General features: G+C 69.7%; 14 protein-coding genes. 8 read left to right on the top strand and 6 right to left on the bottom strand.

What is annotated here, in order from left to right; all coding sequences use genetic code 11:
- Positions 1 to 19 precede the first annotated feature (19 nt).
- Together NVV32_RS02395 and NVV32_RS02390 are read left to right on the top strand one after the other, a co-directional pair.
- A complete protein-coding gene (locus tag NVV32_RS02395) occupies positions 20 to 1561 on the top strand; it encodes a sensor histidine kinase (protein ID WP_422391237.1) in 1542 nt (513 codons plus the stop codon).
- Positions 1562 to 1624: 63 nt separating this feature from the next.
- Positions 1625 to 1915 carry a WXG100 family type VII secretion target gene (locus NVV32_RS02390; protein WP_055769507.1) on the top strand — a complete coding sequence of 97 codons (291 nt, stop codon included), beginning with the start codon at positions 1625 to 1627 and terminating at the stop codon, positions 1913 to 1915.
- 119 nt (positions 1916 to 2034) lie between these two features.
- Here NVV32_RS02390 and groL read toward each other — a convergent pair whose 3' ends face one another.
- Complete coding sequence (gene groL, locus NVV32_RS02385) at positions 2035 to 3669, bottom strand: chaperonin GroEL (protein ID WP_055769505.1); 1635 nt, start codon at positions 3667 to 3669, stop codon at positions 2035 to 2037.
- Positions 3670 to 4021: 352 nt separating this feature from the next.
- On the opposite strand from groL, the gene NVV32_RS02380 reads away from it, so the two are divergent.
- Positions 4022 to 4651, top strand: coding sequence for a TM2 domain-containing protein (locus NVV32_RS02380; protein ID WP_235498721.1), 630 nt, complete (start codon positions 4022 to 4024; stop codon positions 4649 to 4651).
- A 123-nt stretch (positions 4652 to 4774) separates the two neighbouring features.
- Here NVV32_RS02380 and NVV32_RS02375 read toward each other — a convergent pair whose 3' ends face one another.
- Complete coding sequence (locus NVV32_RS02375; RefSeq protein WP_055769500.1) at positions 4775 to 5398, bottom strand: LytR C-terminal domain-containing protein; 624 nt, start codon at positions 5396 to 5398, stop codon at positions 4775 to 4777.
- A 38-nt stretch (positions 5399 to 5436) separates the two neighbouring features.
- A complete protein-coding gene (locus tag NVV32_RS02370; protein ID WP_055769498.1) occupies positions 5437 to 5739 on the bottom strand; it encodes a DUF3263 domain-containing protein in 303 nt (100 codons plus the stop codon).
- A 110-nt stretch (positions 5740 to 5849) separates the two neighbouring features.
- Here NVV32_RS02370 and NVV32_RS02365 point away from each other — a divergent pair, with 110 nt between their 5' ends.
- Complete coding sequence (locus NVV32_RS02365; protein ID WP_082471371.1) at positions 5850 to 6680, top strand: uracil-DNA glycosylase; 831 nt, start codon at positions 5850 to 5852, stop codon at positions 6678 to 6680.
- 18 nt (positions 6681 to 6698) lie between these two features.
- On the opposite strand, the gene NVV32_RS02360 is transcribed toward NVV32_RS02365, so the two are convergent.
- A complete protein-coding gene (locus NVV32_RS02360; RefSeq protein ID WP_422391236.1) occupies positions 6699 to 8429 on the bottom strand; it encodes a threonine/serine ThrE exporter family protein in 1731 nt (576 codons plus the stop codon).
- Positions 8430 to 8474: 45 nt separating this feature from the next.
- The gene (locus tag NVV32_RS02355; protein WP_422391235.1) at positions 8475 to 9548 is read right to left on the bottom strand and encodes a lipid II:glycine glycyltransferase FemX; all 1074 of its coding nucleotides are present in this window, start codon (positions 9546 to 9548) and stop codon (positions 8475 to 8477) included.
- Positions 9549 to 9695: 147 nt separating this feature from the next.
- Between NVV32_RS02355 and NVV32_RS02350 the strand changes: the two genes are divergently transcribed.
- The 3 genes from NVV32_RS02350 (at position 9696) to NVV32_RS02340 (ending at position 12110) form a co-directional block, all read left to right on the top strand.
- Positions 9696 to 10700 carry an aldo/keto reductase family protein gene (locus tag NVV32_RS02350; protein WP_422391234.1) on the top strand — a complete coding sequence of 335 codons (1005 nt, stop codon included), beginning with the start codon at positions 9696 to 9698 and terminating at the stop codon, positions 10698 to 10700.
- Positions 10700 to 11554, top strand: a complete 855-nt coding sequence (locus NVV32_RS02345; RefSeq protein ID WP_422391233.1) for an NAD-dependent epimerase/dehydratase family protein — start codon at positions 10700 to 10702, stop codon at positions 11552 to 11554. Before NVV32_RS02350 ends, NVV32_RS02345 begins: the two co-directional genes overlap by 1 nt.
- Before the next feature lie 103 nt (positions 11555 to 11657).
- Positions 11658 to 12110, top strand: a complete 453-nt coding sequence (locus NVV32_RS02340) for a hypothetical protein (RefSeq protein ID WP_422391232.1) — start codon at positions 11658 to 11660, stop codon at positions 12108 to 12110.
- A 110-nt stretch (positions 12111 to 12220) separates the two neighbouring features.
- On the opposite strand, the gene NVV32_RS02335 is transcribed toward NVV32_RS02340, so the two are convergent.
- Positions 12221 to 13705 (bottom strand): MFS transporter, encoded by a 1485-nt coding sequence (locus tag NVV32_RS02335; protein ID WP_422391231.1) that lies wholly within the window; start codon positions 13703 to 13705, stop codon positions 12221 to 12223.
- A gap of 279 nt (positions 13706 to 13984) precedes the next feature.
- On the opposite strand from NVV32_RS02335, the gene NVV32_RS02330 reads away from it, so the two are divergent.
- A complete protein-coding gene (locus NVV32_RS02330; RefSeq protein ID WP_422391987.1) occupies positions 13985 to 15019 on the top strand; it encodes an alkene reductase in 1035 nt (344 codons plus the stop codon).
- Positions 15020 to 15032: the final 13 nt, after the last annotated feature.

Below are 15032 nucleotides of genomic sequence, written 5' to 3'. Positions count from 1 at the left end.
GTCGCTCAGATCCCAGCTGGTGGCGATCATCATGCTGCTCATGATCGTCACGGTGGGCATCACGGGCCTCGCCACGGTGTCCCTCCTCCGTGACGGGCTGGTGAACCGCCTCGACCAGGAACTCGGGAATAACATCCGGCTCGTCACCGCCCAGCTCTACCTGCCCGAGCAGACGTCGGACGGCGCCGTGCTGCGGTACTACGGCGCGCTGCTCGACGCGGACGGTCAGGTCATCGCGGAGAACCAGCCGGACGTCAGCGGCGACCTGCCCGATCTCACCGGCCTGACCAGGGAGCGCATCGCCGACCTCGACCAGGACGGCTTCGACGTCCCGAGCACCGAACAGGGGAGCCAGGACTGGCGCGTGCGCGTCATCCCCTTCAGCAATGCGGACAACTACGTCGCGATCGCCACGCGCCTGAACACGGTCAACGACTCCCTGCAGGAGGCCACCGAGATCATCTTCACCTCCGGCCTCGTCACGACGGCCCTTGCCTCCCTGATCGCGTTCGTCGCGGTGACCCGCCAGTTCGCCCCGTTGGCGCGCGTCGAGCGCACGGCGGCGGCCATCGCGGCCGGGGATCTCTCGCGGCGCGTCGCCGTCGAGCGGCCCGCCACGGAGATCGGCCGCCTCTCCCGTTCCCTGAACGCCATGCTCTCCCACATCGAGCGGGCCTTCGCCGCACGCACGGCGTCGGAGACGAAGATGCGGCGTTTCGTCTCCGACGCGTCCCACGAACTGCGCACGCCCCTCGTGACGATCCGCGGCTACTCGGAGCTGTACCGGCACGGCGCCCTGCAGAAGGACGAGGACATCGCCGCGGCGATGGGCCGGATCGAGAGCGAGGCCATCCGCATGGGCCAACTCGTGGAAGACCTCCTCACCCTCGCGCGGATCGACGAGCAGCGCCCCCTGGAGGTCAGGCCCGTGGATCTCAAGGTGCTCGCCCACGACGCCGCCTTCGATGCACGTGCCACGGCCCACGACCGTTCCATCACGGTGATCGGGCTCGACGGCGGTACCCCCCGATCGGCCCCGACCGCAGGTGACGAGGCCCGCCTGCGCCAGGTGATCGCCAATCTGATGACCAACGCGCTGCGCTACACGCCGGAGGAATCACCGATCGAGATCGCCGTCGGCGTGGCGCCCGTCCTGCACGGACACAGCGACTCCGTCATCGAGGTGCGCGACCACGGTCCGGGCATCTCCGAGGATGACGCCGCGAAGGTCTTCGAACGCTTCTACCGCGCCGATTCCTCGCGGTACAGGGAGACGGGCGGGACGGGCCTCGGGCTCGCCATCGTCGCGGCCCTGGTCGCGCAGCACGACGGGACGGTGCGGTTGGAGGAGACGGCCGGCGGCGGCGCCACGCTGAGCATCCGGCTGCCCCACACACCAGCCGGTCCCACCGGGGACCACGGGCAGGAACTCCCCGGTGGTACGGCGGTCAGCGGGCCCCTGGCCGGCGCCTCGGAGGCACCCGCCGAGCGGCACGCCTTCTCTCCTCCACAGGAGCCGCCCGTCGGACCGGTTGTCCACAAGAGGCCTGAGGGCCCCTGATCCCGGAGCGTCCTGCCCTAGCGTCATGGGGGTCAAGGAAGCGCGAGCACACGGGAGCACAGCATGGCATTCTTCAACGTAGACACCGACAGCCTGGCCGCGAAGAGCAGCCAGGTCCAGGGCACCATCTCCAGGCTTCAGGCAGAGGTCAACTCCATGCAGGCGGGCCTGCGGGAACTCGAGGGCCTCTGGACGGGCCAGGCCGCCACCAACTTCCAGCACCTGATCGTGCAGTGGCGGGCCACACAGCAGCAGGTCGAGGAATCCCTCACCGGGATCAACGAGGCGCTGAACGTTGCGACGCAGCAGTACGTGGAGGCGGAACTGAGCAATGCCCGGATGTTCATGAGCTGACGCCCTCCCTTCCACGCGGGAGCACGACGCCGCGGCACCGGCAACGAGAAAGGGCGGCACCCCCTTCCGGGAGTGCCGCCCTCTCGTGCTGCGCAGGTGCGATCAGCGGTGGGTGGGGGCTAGAAGCCGCCCATCCCGCCCATGCCGCCCATGTCGTCGCCGCCGCCGGCAGGAGCTGCCTTCTCCGGCTTGTCGGCCACGACGGCCTCGGTCGTGAGGAACAGGCCTGCGATCGACGCTGCATTCTGCAGGGCCGAGCGGGTGACCTTCACAGGGTCGTTGACCCCGGCGGCCAGCAGGTCCTCGTACTCGCCGGTCGCGGCGTTGAGACCGTGACCTGCGGGCAGTCCGCGGACCTTGTCGACCACGACGCCGGGCTCGAGGCCGGCATTGAAGGCGATCTGCTTGAGCGGGGCGTCGATGGCCACGCGGACGATGTTCGCACCGGTCGCCTCGTCGCCCGTGAGCTCGAGGGTGGCGAACGCCTTGGCGCCGGCCTGGATGAGGGCCACGCCGCCACCGGCGACGATGCCTTCCTCGACGGCTGCCTTCGCGTTGCGGACAGCGTCCTCGATGCGGTGCTTGCGCTCCTTGAGCTCGACCTCCGTTGCGGCTCCGGCCTTGATGACGGCAACGCCGCCGGCCAGCTTGGCCAGGCGCTCCTGCAGCTTCTCGCGGTCGTAGTCGGAGTCGGAGTTCTCGATCTCGGCGCGGATCTGGGCCACGCGGCCGGCGATGGCGTCGGCGTCGCCGGCACCCTCGACGATGGTGGTCTCGTCCTTGGTCACGACGACCTTGCGCGCGGTACCGAGCAGATCGAGCGTGGCGGTCTCGAGCTTGAGGCCGACCTCCTCGGCGATGACCTGGCCACCGGTGAGGATGGCGATGTCTGCCAGCTGGGCCTTGCGGCGGTCACCGAAGCCCGGGGCCTTGACGGCGACGGACTTGAAGGTGCCGCGGATCTTGTTGACCACGAGGGTCGCGAGGGCTTCGCCTTCGATGTCCTCGGCGATGATCAGCAGCGGCTTGCCGGACTGCATGACCTTCTCGAGGACCGCGACGAGGTCCTTCACGTTGCTGATCTTCGAGTTGACGATCAGGATGTAGGGGTCTTCGAGGACCGTCTCCTGGCGCTCTGCGTCGGTGACGAAGTAGCCCGAGATGTAGCCCTTGTCGAAGCGCATGCCCTCGGTGAGCTCGAGCTCGAGGCCGAAGGTGTTCGACTCCTCGACGGTGATGACGCCTTCCTTGCCCACCTTGTCGAGCGCCTCGGCGATCAGGTCACCGATCTGCTTGTCACCGGCCGAGATGGAGGCGGTGGCGGCGATCTGCTCCTTGGTCTCGATCTCCTTGGCGGAGGCGAGGAGCTCATCGGTGACGGCCTTGACAGCCTTCTCGATGCCGCGCTTGAGGCTCAGTGGGTCCGCTCCGGCTGCGACGTTGCGCAGGCCTTCCTTGACGAGTGCCTGGGCGAGCACCGTGGCGGTGGTGGTTCCGTCGCCGGCGACGTCGTCCGTCTTCTTGGCAACTTCCTTGACGAGCTCTGCGCCGATCTTCTCGAACGGATCGTCGAGTTCGATCTCCTTGGCGATGGAGACGCCGTCGTTCGTGATGGTGGGGGCGCCCCACTTCTTCTCGAGGACGACGTTGCGGCCACGGGGGCCGAGCGTTACCTTGACGGCATCAGCGAGGATGTTGAGGCCTCGCTCGAGGCCGCGGCGGGCCTCTTCATCAAAAGAAATGATCTTGGCCATAATGGCGTAGGTCCTTTCGGGGACGGTTGCATTTCAGCACATGAATGCTTGCCTGCGTGTGGTGCCCGCGACGGCCGGGCAGTACTCGGACGATCTCTTTCACGCCCGGGGCACCACCCCCACCACAGAGGTTTGCCTGCTTCACCCACCACGCGCATCCTTAGCAGTCTGCGCGCGCGAGTGCTAACTCAATAATTAGCACTCCCACCCCCCGAGTGCAACCTGTCGGGACGCCCGCACAGGGCCTCCCGGACGCCTCCGCGCCGCCCGGTCGAGCCGGTGGCAGCGCCTGCCGTAGCGCGGATTCCCCTCAGGGCATAGGTTGGGCGGACAACAAGCCATGGGAGGCATCGTGTCGACGTCAGCAACCGGCCCGGACAACGGGGAGCACAACGAGCAGGGCGCAGGAAGCACGGGTCGCGAGCCTGCAGGCGTGCCGGCCCCGGCAGATCCGTATACGCCGCCCTACCCCGGCTACGGCCAGAGCGATGATGTCCGGCCGGCCTACGACGGCGGCGCCACCTCGCCCGGCTATGGCCAGTCCGGTGACGCGCGGCCAACCTACGACGGCGGCACCACCTCGCCCGGCTACGGCCAGGCCCCGTCACCGTACCCGCCCGCGCAGCAGCAGCAGGGACCCTATCCCCAGGGCCAGTACCAGCAGGCGCCCTACGCGCAGGCACCCTACGGCCAGGGCGGCTACAACCAGGGGCCGTTCGGCCAGCCCTACGCACCGCAGAAGTCCCGCGTGGTGGCAGGCGTGCTCGGCATCCTCCTCGGGTCGCTCGGGATCCACCGCTTCTATCTCGGCTTCACGACGATCGGCGTCATCCAGATCCTGATGTCCACCGTCGGGGCCCTGTTCACCTTCGGGCTCAGTGCCATCGCCGCGGGGATCTGGGGACTCATCGAAGGCATCATGATCCTGGTCGGCTCCGAGCAGTTCCGCCGGGACGCGCAGGGCATCCCGCTGAAGGACTGACCCTCACGGCTCCGGGCGGCGCAGCCGCTCGGAGCGGGTGGTCCCGACGACGAACCCGTCGTCCACGGCACCCCGGACCACGCGAGCGTGCCTGGAGCGGACCCTCGAGGTTCCCCGGTGGATCTACCGGAACTCGGGGCCGAGCACCACGGAGACGTCCGGCGAGACGTCGGCGCTGTCGACGAGATCCGTGATCCCCAGGTCCTCCGCCACGGCTTCGGCGGCGATCCGCTGCTCTTCGCCGTTGTAGAAGACGACGGACGAGTCCACGGGGGCTCCCGCCCAGTTCCCGGGGAGGACCGAGCCCCACCCCTCCTCGGCCAGGCGTCCGGCGGCGACCGAGGCGAGTCCCGGTGAGCCGGTGCCATTGAGGACGTTGACGGTCCGGGTCCGGTCGACGCCGTCTTCGTCGTCGTCCGACGGGGAGGTCGATGCGCCGTCGGCCTCCGTCGGTGGGTTGCCGTCCGCGGCACCGTCGGCGGGCGTTGTGGAACCCGACGGGGCGACTGCCGGCTCCTGTGAGGGGCTCGTGGCGGCTGCCGGAGTTCCCGCAGCATCGCCACCGACGAGCCCGAGTCTCGGCAGGATGAGATAGGCGCCGAGGCCGATCAGCAGGGCCAGGATCCCGACGGTGATCTTCAGGGCGAGACCGCCCGACCCGGCGGGGATTAGCCGTTCACGATGAACACCCTGGCGCTCCGAGGTCTCCGGGACCCTGTCGAACTCGTCGCGCGGGTGCTCTGTCATGGGCGGGAGGGTCCTTCGCTCGTGGAGACCGGTGTGGTCTAGATGTCCGCGCCCAGGCGGCGTGCCGACCGGGTCTTCTGGCGGGTCGACCGCAGGCGGCGGAGCCGCTTCACGAGCATCGGATCGTGGGCCAACGCGGCCTCGGTGTCGATGAGCGCGTTGAGCAGCTGGTAGTAGTGCGTGGCGGACATGGTGAAGAGGTCGCGGATGGCCTGCTCCTTGGCTCCGGCGTACTTCCACCATTCGCGTTCGAGGGCGAGCATGCGCTGCTCGCGATCCCCCAGTTCGAGTGTGCGGCCCTCGGTCGGCCCGTCATCGACGTGCCGCTGCGGCTCGGCCATGTCTGCTACCGCCTTCCGTCACAGTGCCCATGCATCACCCCATGGTAGTGGGGAATTACACCCGTGTCATTCGAGCGGGAGGCACCGGTCGGGCGGGCCAGAATGGACCCATGACCCACGACGACGGCACCTTGTTCGACCTCCCTCCCGTGGATCCGGCCCCCCGCCGCGACCGTCGGACGGGGCCGGCCGCGCCCGCGCACTCCCCCGCCCCCTCCCCCCACGAGGCCGCCTTCCCCTTCGGGGCCCCCACGCCGGTCCGGGAGCTCGTGGACCCCGGGTGGGCCGCGGCGCTCGAACCCGTGGAGCCGGTACTCCACGCACTCGCGACCTCCCTCGCCGCCGATCTCGACGCGGGGCAGCGCGTCCTGCCGGAACCAGGGGACATCCTCCGGGCCTTCAGCACCCCACTCGACGCCGTCCGTGTGGTCATCGTGGGCCAGGACCCCTACCCGACGGCAGGGCACGCCGTCGGCCTGAGCTTCGCCGTCGATCCTGCGACGCGGCCGATCCCGCGCAGTCTCGTCAACATCTACCGCGAGCTCTCCGCCGATACCGGAGCCCGCGTGCCGGCGTCCGGGGACCTCTCGGGGTGGGCCGAGCAGGGAGTGCTCCTGCTGAACCGCGTCCTGACCGTCCGCGCGGGTGAACCGGCCTCCCACCGGGGGCTCGGCTGGGAACAGGTGACGGACGCCGCCGTCCGTGCCCTCGCCGCGCGGGGCGGTCCACTGGTGGCGATCCTGTGGGGTAAGGACGCGCTCCGGCTGAAGCCCCTGCTGGGCGCGACGCCGACGGTCGAGTCCGCGCACCCGAGCCCGCTCTCGGCGTCGCGCGGCTTCTTCGGCTCCCGGCCCTTCACCCGCGCCAACGAGCTCCTGACGCAGCAGGGCGCCGGTCCCGTCGACTGGTCCCGCACCACGGGGACCCGCAGCGGGATCTGAAGGGCGAGGGAGAACCGCTCAGCGCCGCCGGTTCCGCTGCCGTTCGGTGGACCCGAGCTTGCGCGTGAAGGGACGCGCCAGGTTGTCGCCGAGGACCACGCCGGCCGCGATCGCGAGCACCACGGTGAGGGCGTTGAAGAGTCCGAGGGCGCCGTCGTTGACCACGTCGGCGTCCAGCGTGAGCATGTACATGGACCGGAAGATGGTCAGCCCGGGATACAGGAACAGGACGGCAGGGACGGCCACCACCAGCTGCGGCGCCCCGAGCCGGAGCGCGACGACGCGCGAGAGCGCCCCGATGACCACGGCGGCGAGTGCGGGGGCGAGCCGGTACCCGACACCTGCGGACGTCGCCCCGATGAGCAGGAGGTAACCGGCGACCGCCACGAGCGAGGTCGGGATCACGAGCTTGACGTCCGTCTGCTCGGCGATGCAGATCATCGCCACCGCCACGAAGATCAGGACCGCCACCACGGGCCAGGGGTATTGCGAGCCGGAGGATTCGAGGACTTCGAGCGGGGGGATCCCCAGGGCGCTCCCGGCGACGAGCGCGACGGCGATCCCGGCGACGAGGGCCGCGAACACGAGGACGGCCGAGAGGAACCGGCCGGCAGCCGTGACGGGGAACCCGTTGATGGCGTCCTGGGTGGCGGAGACGAGCCGGCCCGTCGGCAGGAGCAGCAGAATGCCTCCCACCACCACGAACGCCGGGGCGATGGGAACCTGCAGCCACCAGAACAGCATGGCGATGAGCGTCACGAGCGCCGAGGACGTGGCGACCGAGAAGAACTCGGGCACACGCCACTCGCCGAGTCTGCGACTGACGAGATCGACCAGGATGCAACTGACGAAGCCGACGAGGGAGCCCAGGAGCGTACCGCCCACGAACGCGACGATGGCTGCGGAGAAGATGCCGAAGGCGGCCGTCACCATCCAGCGGGGGAACGGCTTGGGCCGGTGCGTGATCTCGTCGAGGCGCTGGGCGGCCTCGGTGCGGGAGACACCGCCGTCCGCGATGTCGGACACGAGCCGGTGGATGGCTGTCAGCCCCGCGTAGTTGTTGGTCCAGGACCTGACCACGCGCAGCACGGTGGTGGGCGTCTGGCCCTCGGCGGAGTAGTTGAGCACCACCGACTGGTTGGTGATGTCCACTTCGATGTTGTCCAGGCCGAAGGTGGCCGTCACCGCGATGATGCTGGTCTCGACCTCGAGCGCTCCCGCCCCGTAGCGGAACATGGTCTCGGCCAGGTTGAGCGCGAAGTCCAGAGCCTTCCGCGCGCTCGCATCCGGGCCGCCGGCCTGGATCATCGGGTTCGCGTACGGACTCCCGGCCAGGCGCTCGACGATGCTCATGGCCTGGGTGGGCGGGGCCTCGCCCTGCACCAGTCGGCGCAGCATGCTGCGGGCAGCGGCGTTCGACCGGCTCGACGGCGGAAGGGTCTGGGGCGTGGTGGGGAGTGCGTCCGTGGGACGGGTGGCCGGCGGACGCTGGCGCCCCTGCCGACCGGTCCTGCCGTCCGACGGTGCGCGCGTCCGACCCTTGACGCCCTTGGAACCGCCGTCCTGCGACGTCCGCTGCACCGACCCCGGTGAACCTGCTGCCGCAGCCTCTCCGGCCGCACGACCCAGCTTCCGCTTCTCCTCGTCCGTCGGGTCGAAGGGGCGCCGGATCACGGGCAGGGCCTCCGCCACGGGCGAAGGATTGGTGGCCGGCGATCGGCCGTCCCCGGGGGTGGAACCGTCTTTCACGGCCGCCTTTCATGCATGCTGTGCCGCGGTGGTCCGCGGGACTCCTCAGTAGAAGGGTTGGTGGGTGCGGCGCCAGTGGATCTGGCGGGCCGCGCGCTCCGCGATCGTGTTCCACACACGATACTTCCAGCCGCTGACCACCAGGTCGTAGCAGCCGGCGTAGTCGGTGACCGTCTTGGTGAAGCTCGTCTTGAAGAGCCCCAGTCCGTGGTGCGGGTGGGTCGTGTCCTTGAGCCGGTCGCTCGGCGGCGTGCCGCAGAAGTCGTACTCGACGATCCCGTGCTCGTCCTTGAGGTCGTTGATCGCGGTCCACTGGACGAGGTGCGAGTCACCGTACTGCGTCCGGCCGGGGCGTGATCCGCCGTCCTTGTAGGTGCCCTTCGAGCCGTAGTTGATGACGAAGGCTCCCACCGAGGGTTCGCCGTCCTCGTGGACGAAGTAGAAGCGGCCCTGCCCGGCATCCACGAAGTTCTGCCAGAACCGGCTGTAGTACTCGAAGGACCGCATGCGCGCGGCCGACCTGTCCTCGACGTGCGACATGAGGGAGTACATGGCCCGGAAGGTGTCCTCCGTGGGCTCCATGCGCTGCACCTCGACGCCCTCGCGCAGTGCCCGGCGCACCGCGTTGCGCCCGCGTGAATGCAGGTTCCTGAGCAGCTGGTTGGACTCCGGTGATGTGTCGAGGACGGCGGTGCTGTCATTGGGCTGCAGGTTGAAGGTCTTCACGAGCCCGGCGGACCGGAAGGTCTCCCGCAGCTCAGGGCCGTCGACGAGGTCCGGCTCCACCTTGAGCGCGAAGACGGGGTGCTTCTCGCGGCGCGCCAGATCGGCGACAGCCCGTGCCGCCGCCGGGACGTGCTCCGGCTGCGTCACCGCGGGACCCTTGATGAGGTACCAGAGCGCCCCGACGATCGGCACCCTCTTCTCCAGGACGAGGACGTGGCTCGTGGAGCCGGCCCCGTCGATGACCACGAAGCGAGGCCGCCACCCGTGGTGCGATTTCACCTCCGCGAACGCCATGGACTGCAGCATGTTGCCCCCGCCCGGGTTCGCCGTGACGAGGGAATCCCAGTCCTGCTGCTCTGCTCCGGTGGCGAAGCGGGCGCTGAAGTCTGCCAAGATTCCTCATTCACGGTGGGCGGCTAGCAAAGGACGGCCCCAAGTCTACCGGCTGGGATCGTTGCGTCCCCGTCACGTGACGAGAAGTTGCCTCGGTAAACGGTCAAGCCTGTACGGCGGGTGATCAGGGTGGTTAGCATCAGGACCATGGACTTCAGATACCTCGGAAACAGCGGCTTCAAGATCTCGGAAATCACGTACGGCAACTGGCTCACGCACGGCTCGCAGGTGGAGAACGACGTCGCGACGCAGTGCGTGCGCGCCGCGCTCGACGTCGGCATCACCACCTTCGACACCGCGGACGTGTACGCCAACACGGCTGCGGAGACCGTGCTCGGCGAGGCACTGAAGGGCGAGCGGCGCCAGTCCCTCGAGATCTTCACCAAGGTCTGGGGGCCCACCGGACCGAAGGGCCACAACGACGTCGGACTCTCGCGCAAGCACATCATGGAGTCGATCGACGGTTCGCTGCAGCGCCTGCAGACGGACTACGTGGACCTCTACCAGGCCCACCGCTACGACTACGAGACCCCCCTCGAGGAGACGATGCAGGCGTTCGCGGACATCGTCCGGCAGGGCAAGGCCCTCTACATCGGCGTCAGCGAATGGAATGCGCAGCAGCTGCGCGACGGACACGCCCTCGCGAAGGACCTCGGCTTCCAGCTCATCTCGAACCAGCCCCAGTACTCGATGCTGTGGCGCGTCATCGAGGGCGAGGTCGTCCCGACGTCCGAGGAGCTCGGCATCTCGCAGATCGTCTGGTCCCCCGTGGCCCAGGGCGTCCTCACCGGCAAGTACCAGCCCGGCCGGCAGCCCGAGCAGGGCACCCGCGCCTCGGACGACAAGGGCGGCGCCGACATGATCAAGCGCTGGATGAGCGACGAGGTCCTCACGGGCGTGCAGAAGCTGGCCCCGATCGCCGACGGCGTGGGTCTGACGATGGCGCAGCTCGCGATCGCCTGGGTGCTGCAGAACACGAACGTCGCCTCCGCGATCATCGGCGCGTCGCGTCCCGAGCAGGTCGAATCGAACGCGGTCGCCGCAGGCGTGAAGCTGGAGGACGACGTCCTCAAGGCCATCGACGAGGCCATCGGCGGCCTCGCGGAGAGCGACGTCGCCAGGACGCAGTCACCCGAGACCAGGCCGGTCTGATGGCGCCCCTCACGGTCGCCGTCACCGGGTCCAACGGCAAGCTCGGGCGCAGCGTGGTGCGTGGCCTCCGCGAGGCCGGGCACACCGTCGTCGAACTGGACCAGCACGGGGAGCGCAGCCCGTCCTTCCTCCGGATCGACCTGCGCGACTACGGGCAGGTCGCCGATGCCCTCCAGGGGGTCGACGACAAGTACGACGCACTGGATGCCGTGGTCCACCTCGGCGCGATCCCTGCACCCGGCCTGCAGGCGGACGCCGCCACGTTCCACAACAACATGACGTCCACGTACAACGTCTTCCAGGCGTGCCGGCGCGCCGGCATCAAGCGGATCGTCTATGCCTCCAGCGAGACCGTGCTCGGACTGCCGTTCGACACCCCTCCTCCGTACATCCCGGTCGACGAGGAGTACCCGGCCCGCCCCGAGAGCACCTACTCCCTCGTCAAGCACCTGGAGGAACAGCTCGCCATCGAACTGACGCGCTGGGACCCTGCGCTCAGCATCACGGCCCTGCGGTTCTCCAACGTGATGGATCCCGAGGACTATGCCGAGTTCCCGTCCTTCGACGCGGACCCGTCGAGCCGGAAGTGGAACCTCTGGGGGTACATCGACGGCCGTGACGGCGCGCAGGCGGTGCAGAGGGCACTCGAGAATGCGGCGCCGGGCTTCGACCGCTTCATCATCGCGGCCGCGGACACCGTGATGGGACGGCCGAGCGCCGACCTCGCCGCCGAGGTCTTCCCCGGCGTCGAGGTGACCCGGGAGGTGGGCGGCAACGAGACGCTCCTGTCGATCGACAAGGCCCGGCGGATCCTGGGATACGCCCCACGGCACAGCTGGCGCGATCACGCCTGAAGCCGCACCGGAGGTCCGGGCTGCGGCACCAACTGTCGCCCGGACCACTTCATCAGTAGGCTGACAATCGAACGATGCGCAGCACCGACGAAAGGCGAAGAAGATGACAGAGAACCTTCCCGATGAGGAACTGACCATCGTGGGCGAAGAGCCCGAGGTGCCGAACGATTCGCTGGCGCCCGAGGCTTTCGACCCGGTCCTCGAGGGCCAGCCAGACGCCTACCAGGATGCGGCGGAGCTGAACCCGGACCGCTGGCAGGAGGATCCCCTCCTGCAGGACGAGCCCGGGGTCACGGAGTCCAGCGCCGACGAGAACGGCGTGGCCGGAGTGGGCGAGGAGGGCGCGCTCAGCGACCAGACGCTGCGCGAGGAGACCGCCGAGGCACGCTACGAGCACGGGGACGAGCAGTACCCGCCGGAGGAGCCCCTGCTCGGCGAGGCAGCGGCGGATGTCGACTTCGGCATGATGGAGGACGACGACGTCGATGCGAGCGACGACCCCGCCAACCGCGGCGGTTCACCGCTCAACGCGATGGACCAGGAGGACCTCCGCTAGCGGACGGTCCCGTCGCACCAGCACCAGCACCACGCACGAAGCCCCGGACAGGACACCTGTCCGGGGCTTCGTCGTCCGGCATGGGGCCGGCATCCGGGTCGGGATGGGCGTCAGCTCCCGCTGCCGCCCGGATGTCCGGTGTGCAGGGCGGCAGGGGCGGCCGGCGGTCCGTCCACGGCGCAGTGGCTCGGATGCTCGGTCTCCGGGGTGTGCGTGTTCCGGATGGTGAGCGCCGCGAGGACACCGCCTGCGACGAGCACCACGGCACCGATGATGCAGGCGGTGTCGAATCCCGCCTCGAAGACGGCAGGGTTGCTGTAGGCGTCGCCGGTCAGGCCGGCGGCGGCGGGCAGGACGGCGATCGCGATCAGGCCGGCGGCCCGGGCGACGGCGTTGTTCACGCCGGAGGCGAGGCCTGCCTGGCGTTCCGGCACTGCGGAGAGTGCCGTGGACGTCAGGGGGGCCACGAGGAGCGACAGCCCGAGTCCCAGGACGAGGACCGGGGGCAGGACGTCCACGAGGTAGGACGCCCCGGGACCGATCCGCACCATGAGCACGAGTGCGACCGCGCACACCAGCGGCCCGACCGCCATCGGTATCCGCGGTCCGATGCGTGAGCCGAGCTCCCCGGCGCGCGGCGAGAGCACCAGCATCAGCGCCGTGATGGGCAGCATCGCCGTCCCCGATGCGACCGGGCTGAATCCGGCGACGACCTGCAGATGGACCACGAGCAGGAAGAAGATCCCGCCGAACACCGCGTAGATGAGGAACGTGACCGCGTTGGCTGCGCTGAACTGCCGGTTGGCGAAGATGCGCAGCGGCAGCATGGGGTGCTCGGCACGCCATTCGACGACGAGGAACGCGGCGGCGGCGACGAGCCCCAGCACGCCCGAGCCGAGGACCGCCGGAGCGCCTGCTCCCTGTGCGGGCGCCTCGATCAGGGCATACGTGGTCCCTGCGAGCGCGAGCGCACCGAGCACCGCCCCGGCCGCGTCGAGACCGCCGGTCGCGTCGGCGTCGCGCGTCTCCGGCACGTGGCGTGCGGCGATCCACACGACCGCCGCCGCGATGGGCACGTTGATGAGGAAGATCCAGCGCCAGGACACGCTCTCGACGAGCCAGCCACCGAGGAACGGACCGATCGCCGTCGCAACCCCGCCGAGGCCCGACCACGCTCCGATGGCCCGCGCCCGGTCCTCACCCGAGAAGCTCGCCTGGATGATGGCGAGGCTGCCCGGGGTGAGCAGGGCGCCGCCCACCCCCTGCAGCGCCCGGGCAGCGATGAGCAGGCCGGCGTCGGGCGCCAGCCCGCAGAGCAGGGAGGCGACGGCGAACCAGATGACCCCGACGACGAAGATGCGCCGGCGCCCGAACCTGTCCCCGAGGGATCCGCCGAGCAGGATGAACGAGGCGAGCGTCAGCGTATAGCCCGTCACGATCCACTGCAGGGCGGCGAAGTCCGTGCCGAGTTCGGCGCCGATGGTCGGGAGCGCGACGTTGACGACCGTCGCGTCGATGCCGGCGATGCCGGACCCGAGCACCGTGGCGAGCAGGATCCACCGACCCGCCGCAGTCTTCATCCGGATCTCACTCATGCCGCATCAACGCCTCATCGACCTCATGTCCCGCCGGGCCGCGGGAACACGCACAGTGTCGCACCGTCGTCGCCCCGGCACCATCACCCCTCCGCCGGTCGGACGGCCGGGGCCGGGGAGTCCCGCCCGCACCTCCGTGACACGCACCACAGATGGAATAGCACCAGGCGAAGCCCGGTTACCGACGGGTAGGACACCCCCCCCACGCAGAAAGCAGGACCCGTGAAGCTGTTCTCCCCGCTCACCCTCGGCACGCTCGAACTCCCCAACCGCGTCGTCATGGCACCGCTGACCCGCGTCCGCTCGGGCGACGCCGGGATCCCCGGCGACATCGTCGTCGAGCACTACCGCCAGCGTGCCTCGCTGGGACTCATCGTCAGCGAGGGCACCTACCCCAGCCACGCCGGCCAGGGCTTCCCCGGCCAGCCCGGCCTCGTCGAGGACGAGCAGCTCGCCGGGTGGCGGCGCGTCACCGACGCCGTCCATGCCGACGGCGGCCGCATCGTGGCCCAGGTCATGCACGCCGGCCGCGTCACCCACCCCGACACGAACGGCGGGTACGAGGTGGTCGCGCCGAGCGCGATCGCCATCGAGGGCACCACGCGCACGAGCACCGGCAAGCAGCCCTACCCCGTCCCCCACGCCCTGACCACCGGGGAGCTTCCCGACATCATCGAGGAGTTCGTGACCGCATCCCGGCAGGCGATCGAGGTCGCAGGGTTCGACGGCGTCGAACTGCACGGCGCCAACGGCTACCTCCTGCACGAATTCCTCTCACCCGGATCGAACCAGCGGGACGACGCCTTCGGCGGCTCGCCGGAGAAGCGGGCGCAGTTCGTCATCGACCTCGTCACCGCGGTCGCCGAGGCGGTCGGCGCCGAGAGGGTGGGCCTGCGCATCTCGCCGGAGCACAACATCCAGGACGCCCTGGAGACGGAGGCCGCCGACGTGCATGCGACCTACGGGACGCTCGTCGACGCGCTCGCCCCACTCGGCCTGGCCTATCTCAGCATCCTGCACGCCGAGCCCACCGGTGCGTTCGTCCAGGACCTGCGGACGCGCTTCGGTGGTCCGTTCCTCATCAACAGCGGATTCGGCGTCATCACGAACCGCGAGGAGGCGATCTCCATCCTCGAGGACGGCATCGGTGACGCCGTCGTCGTCGGTCGTCCCGCGATCGCCAACCCGGACCTCGCCCGGCGCTGGCGGGAGAACCTGCCGGAGAACGAGCCCGACCCCTCGACGTTCTACTCGACGGGCGCCGAGGGCTACACCGACTACCCGTTCTACGACGGTTCGGTGAACGCCAACTAGGCATCTGCAGGGC

Origin of the sequence: Arthrobacter sp. N1 (genome assembly GCF_048288285.1) — a bacterium.
Taxonomy (GTDB): domain Bacteria; phylum Actinomycetota; class Actinomycetes; order Actinomycetales; family Micrococcaceae; genus Arthrobacter_D.
This window is presented reverse-complemented; position numbering and strand designations above follow the sequence as displayed.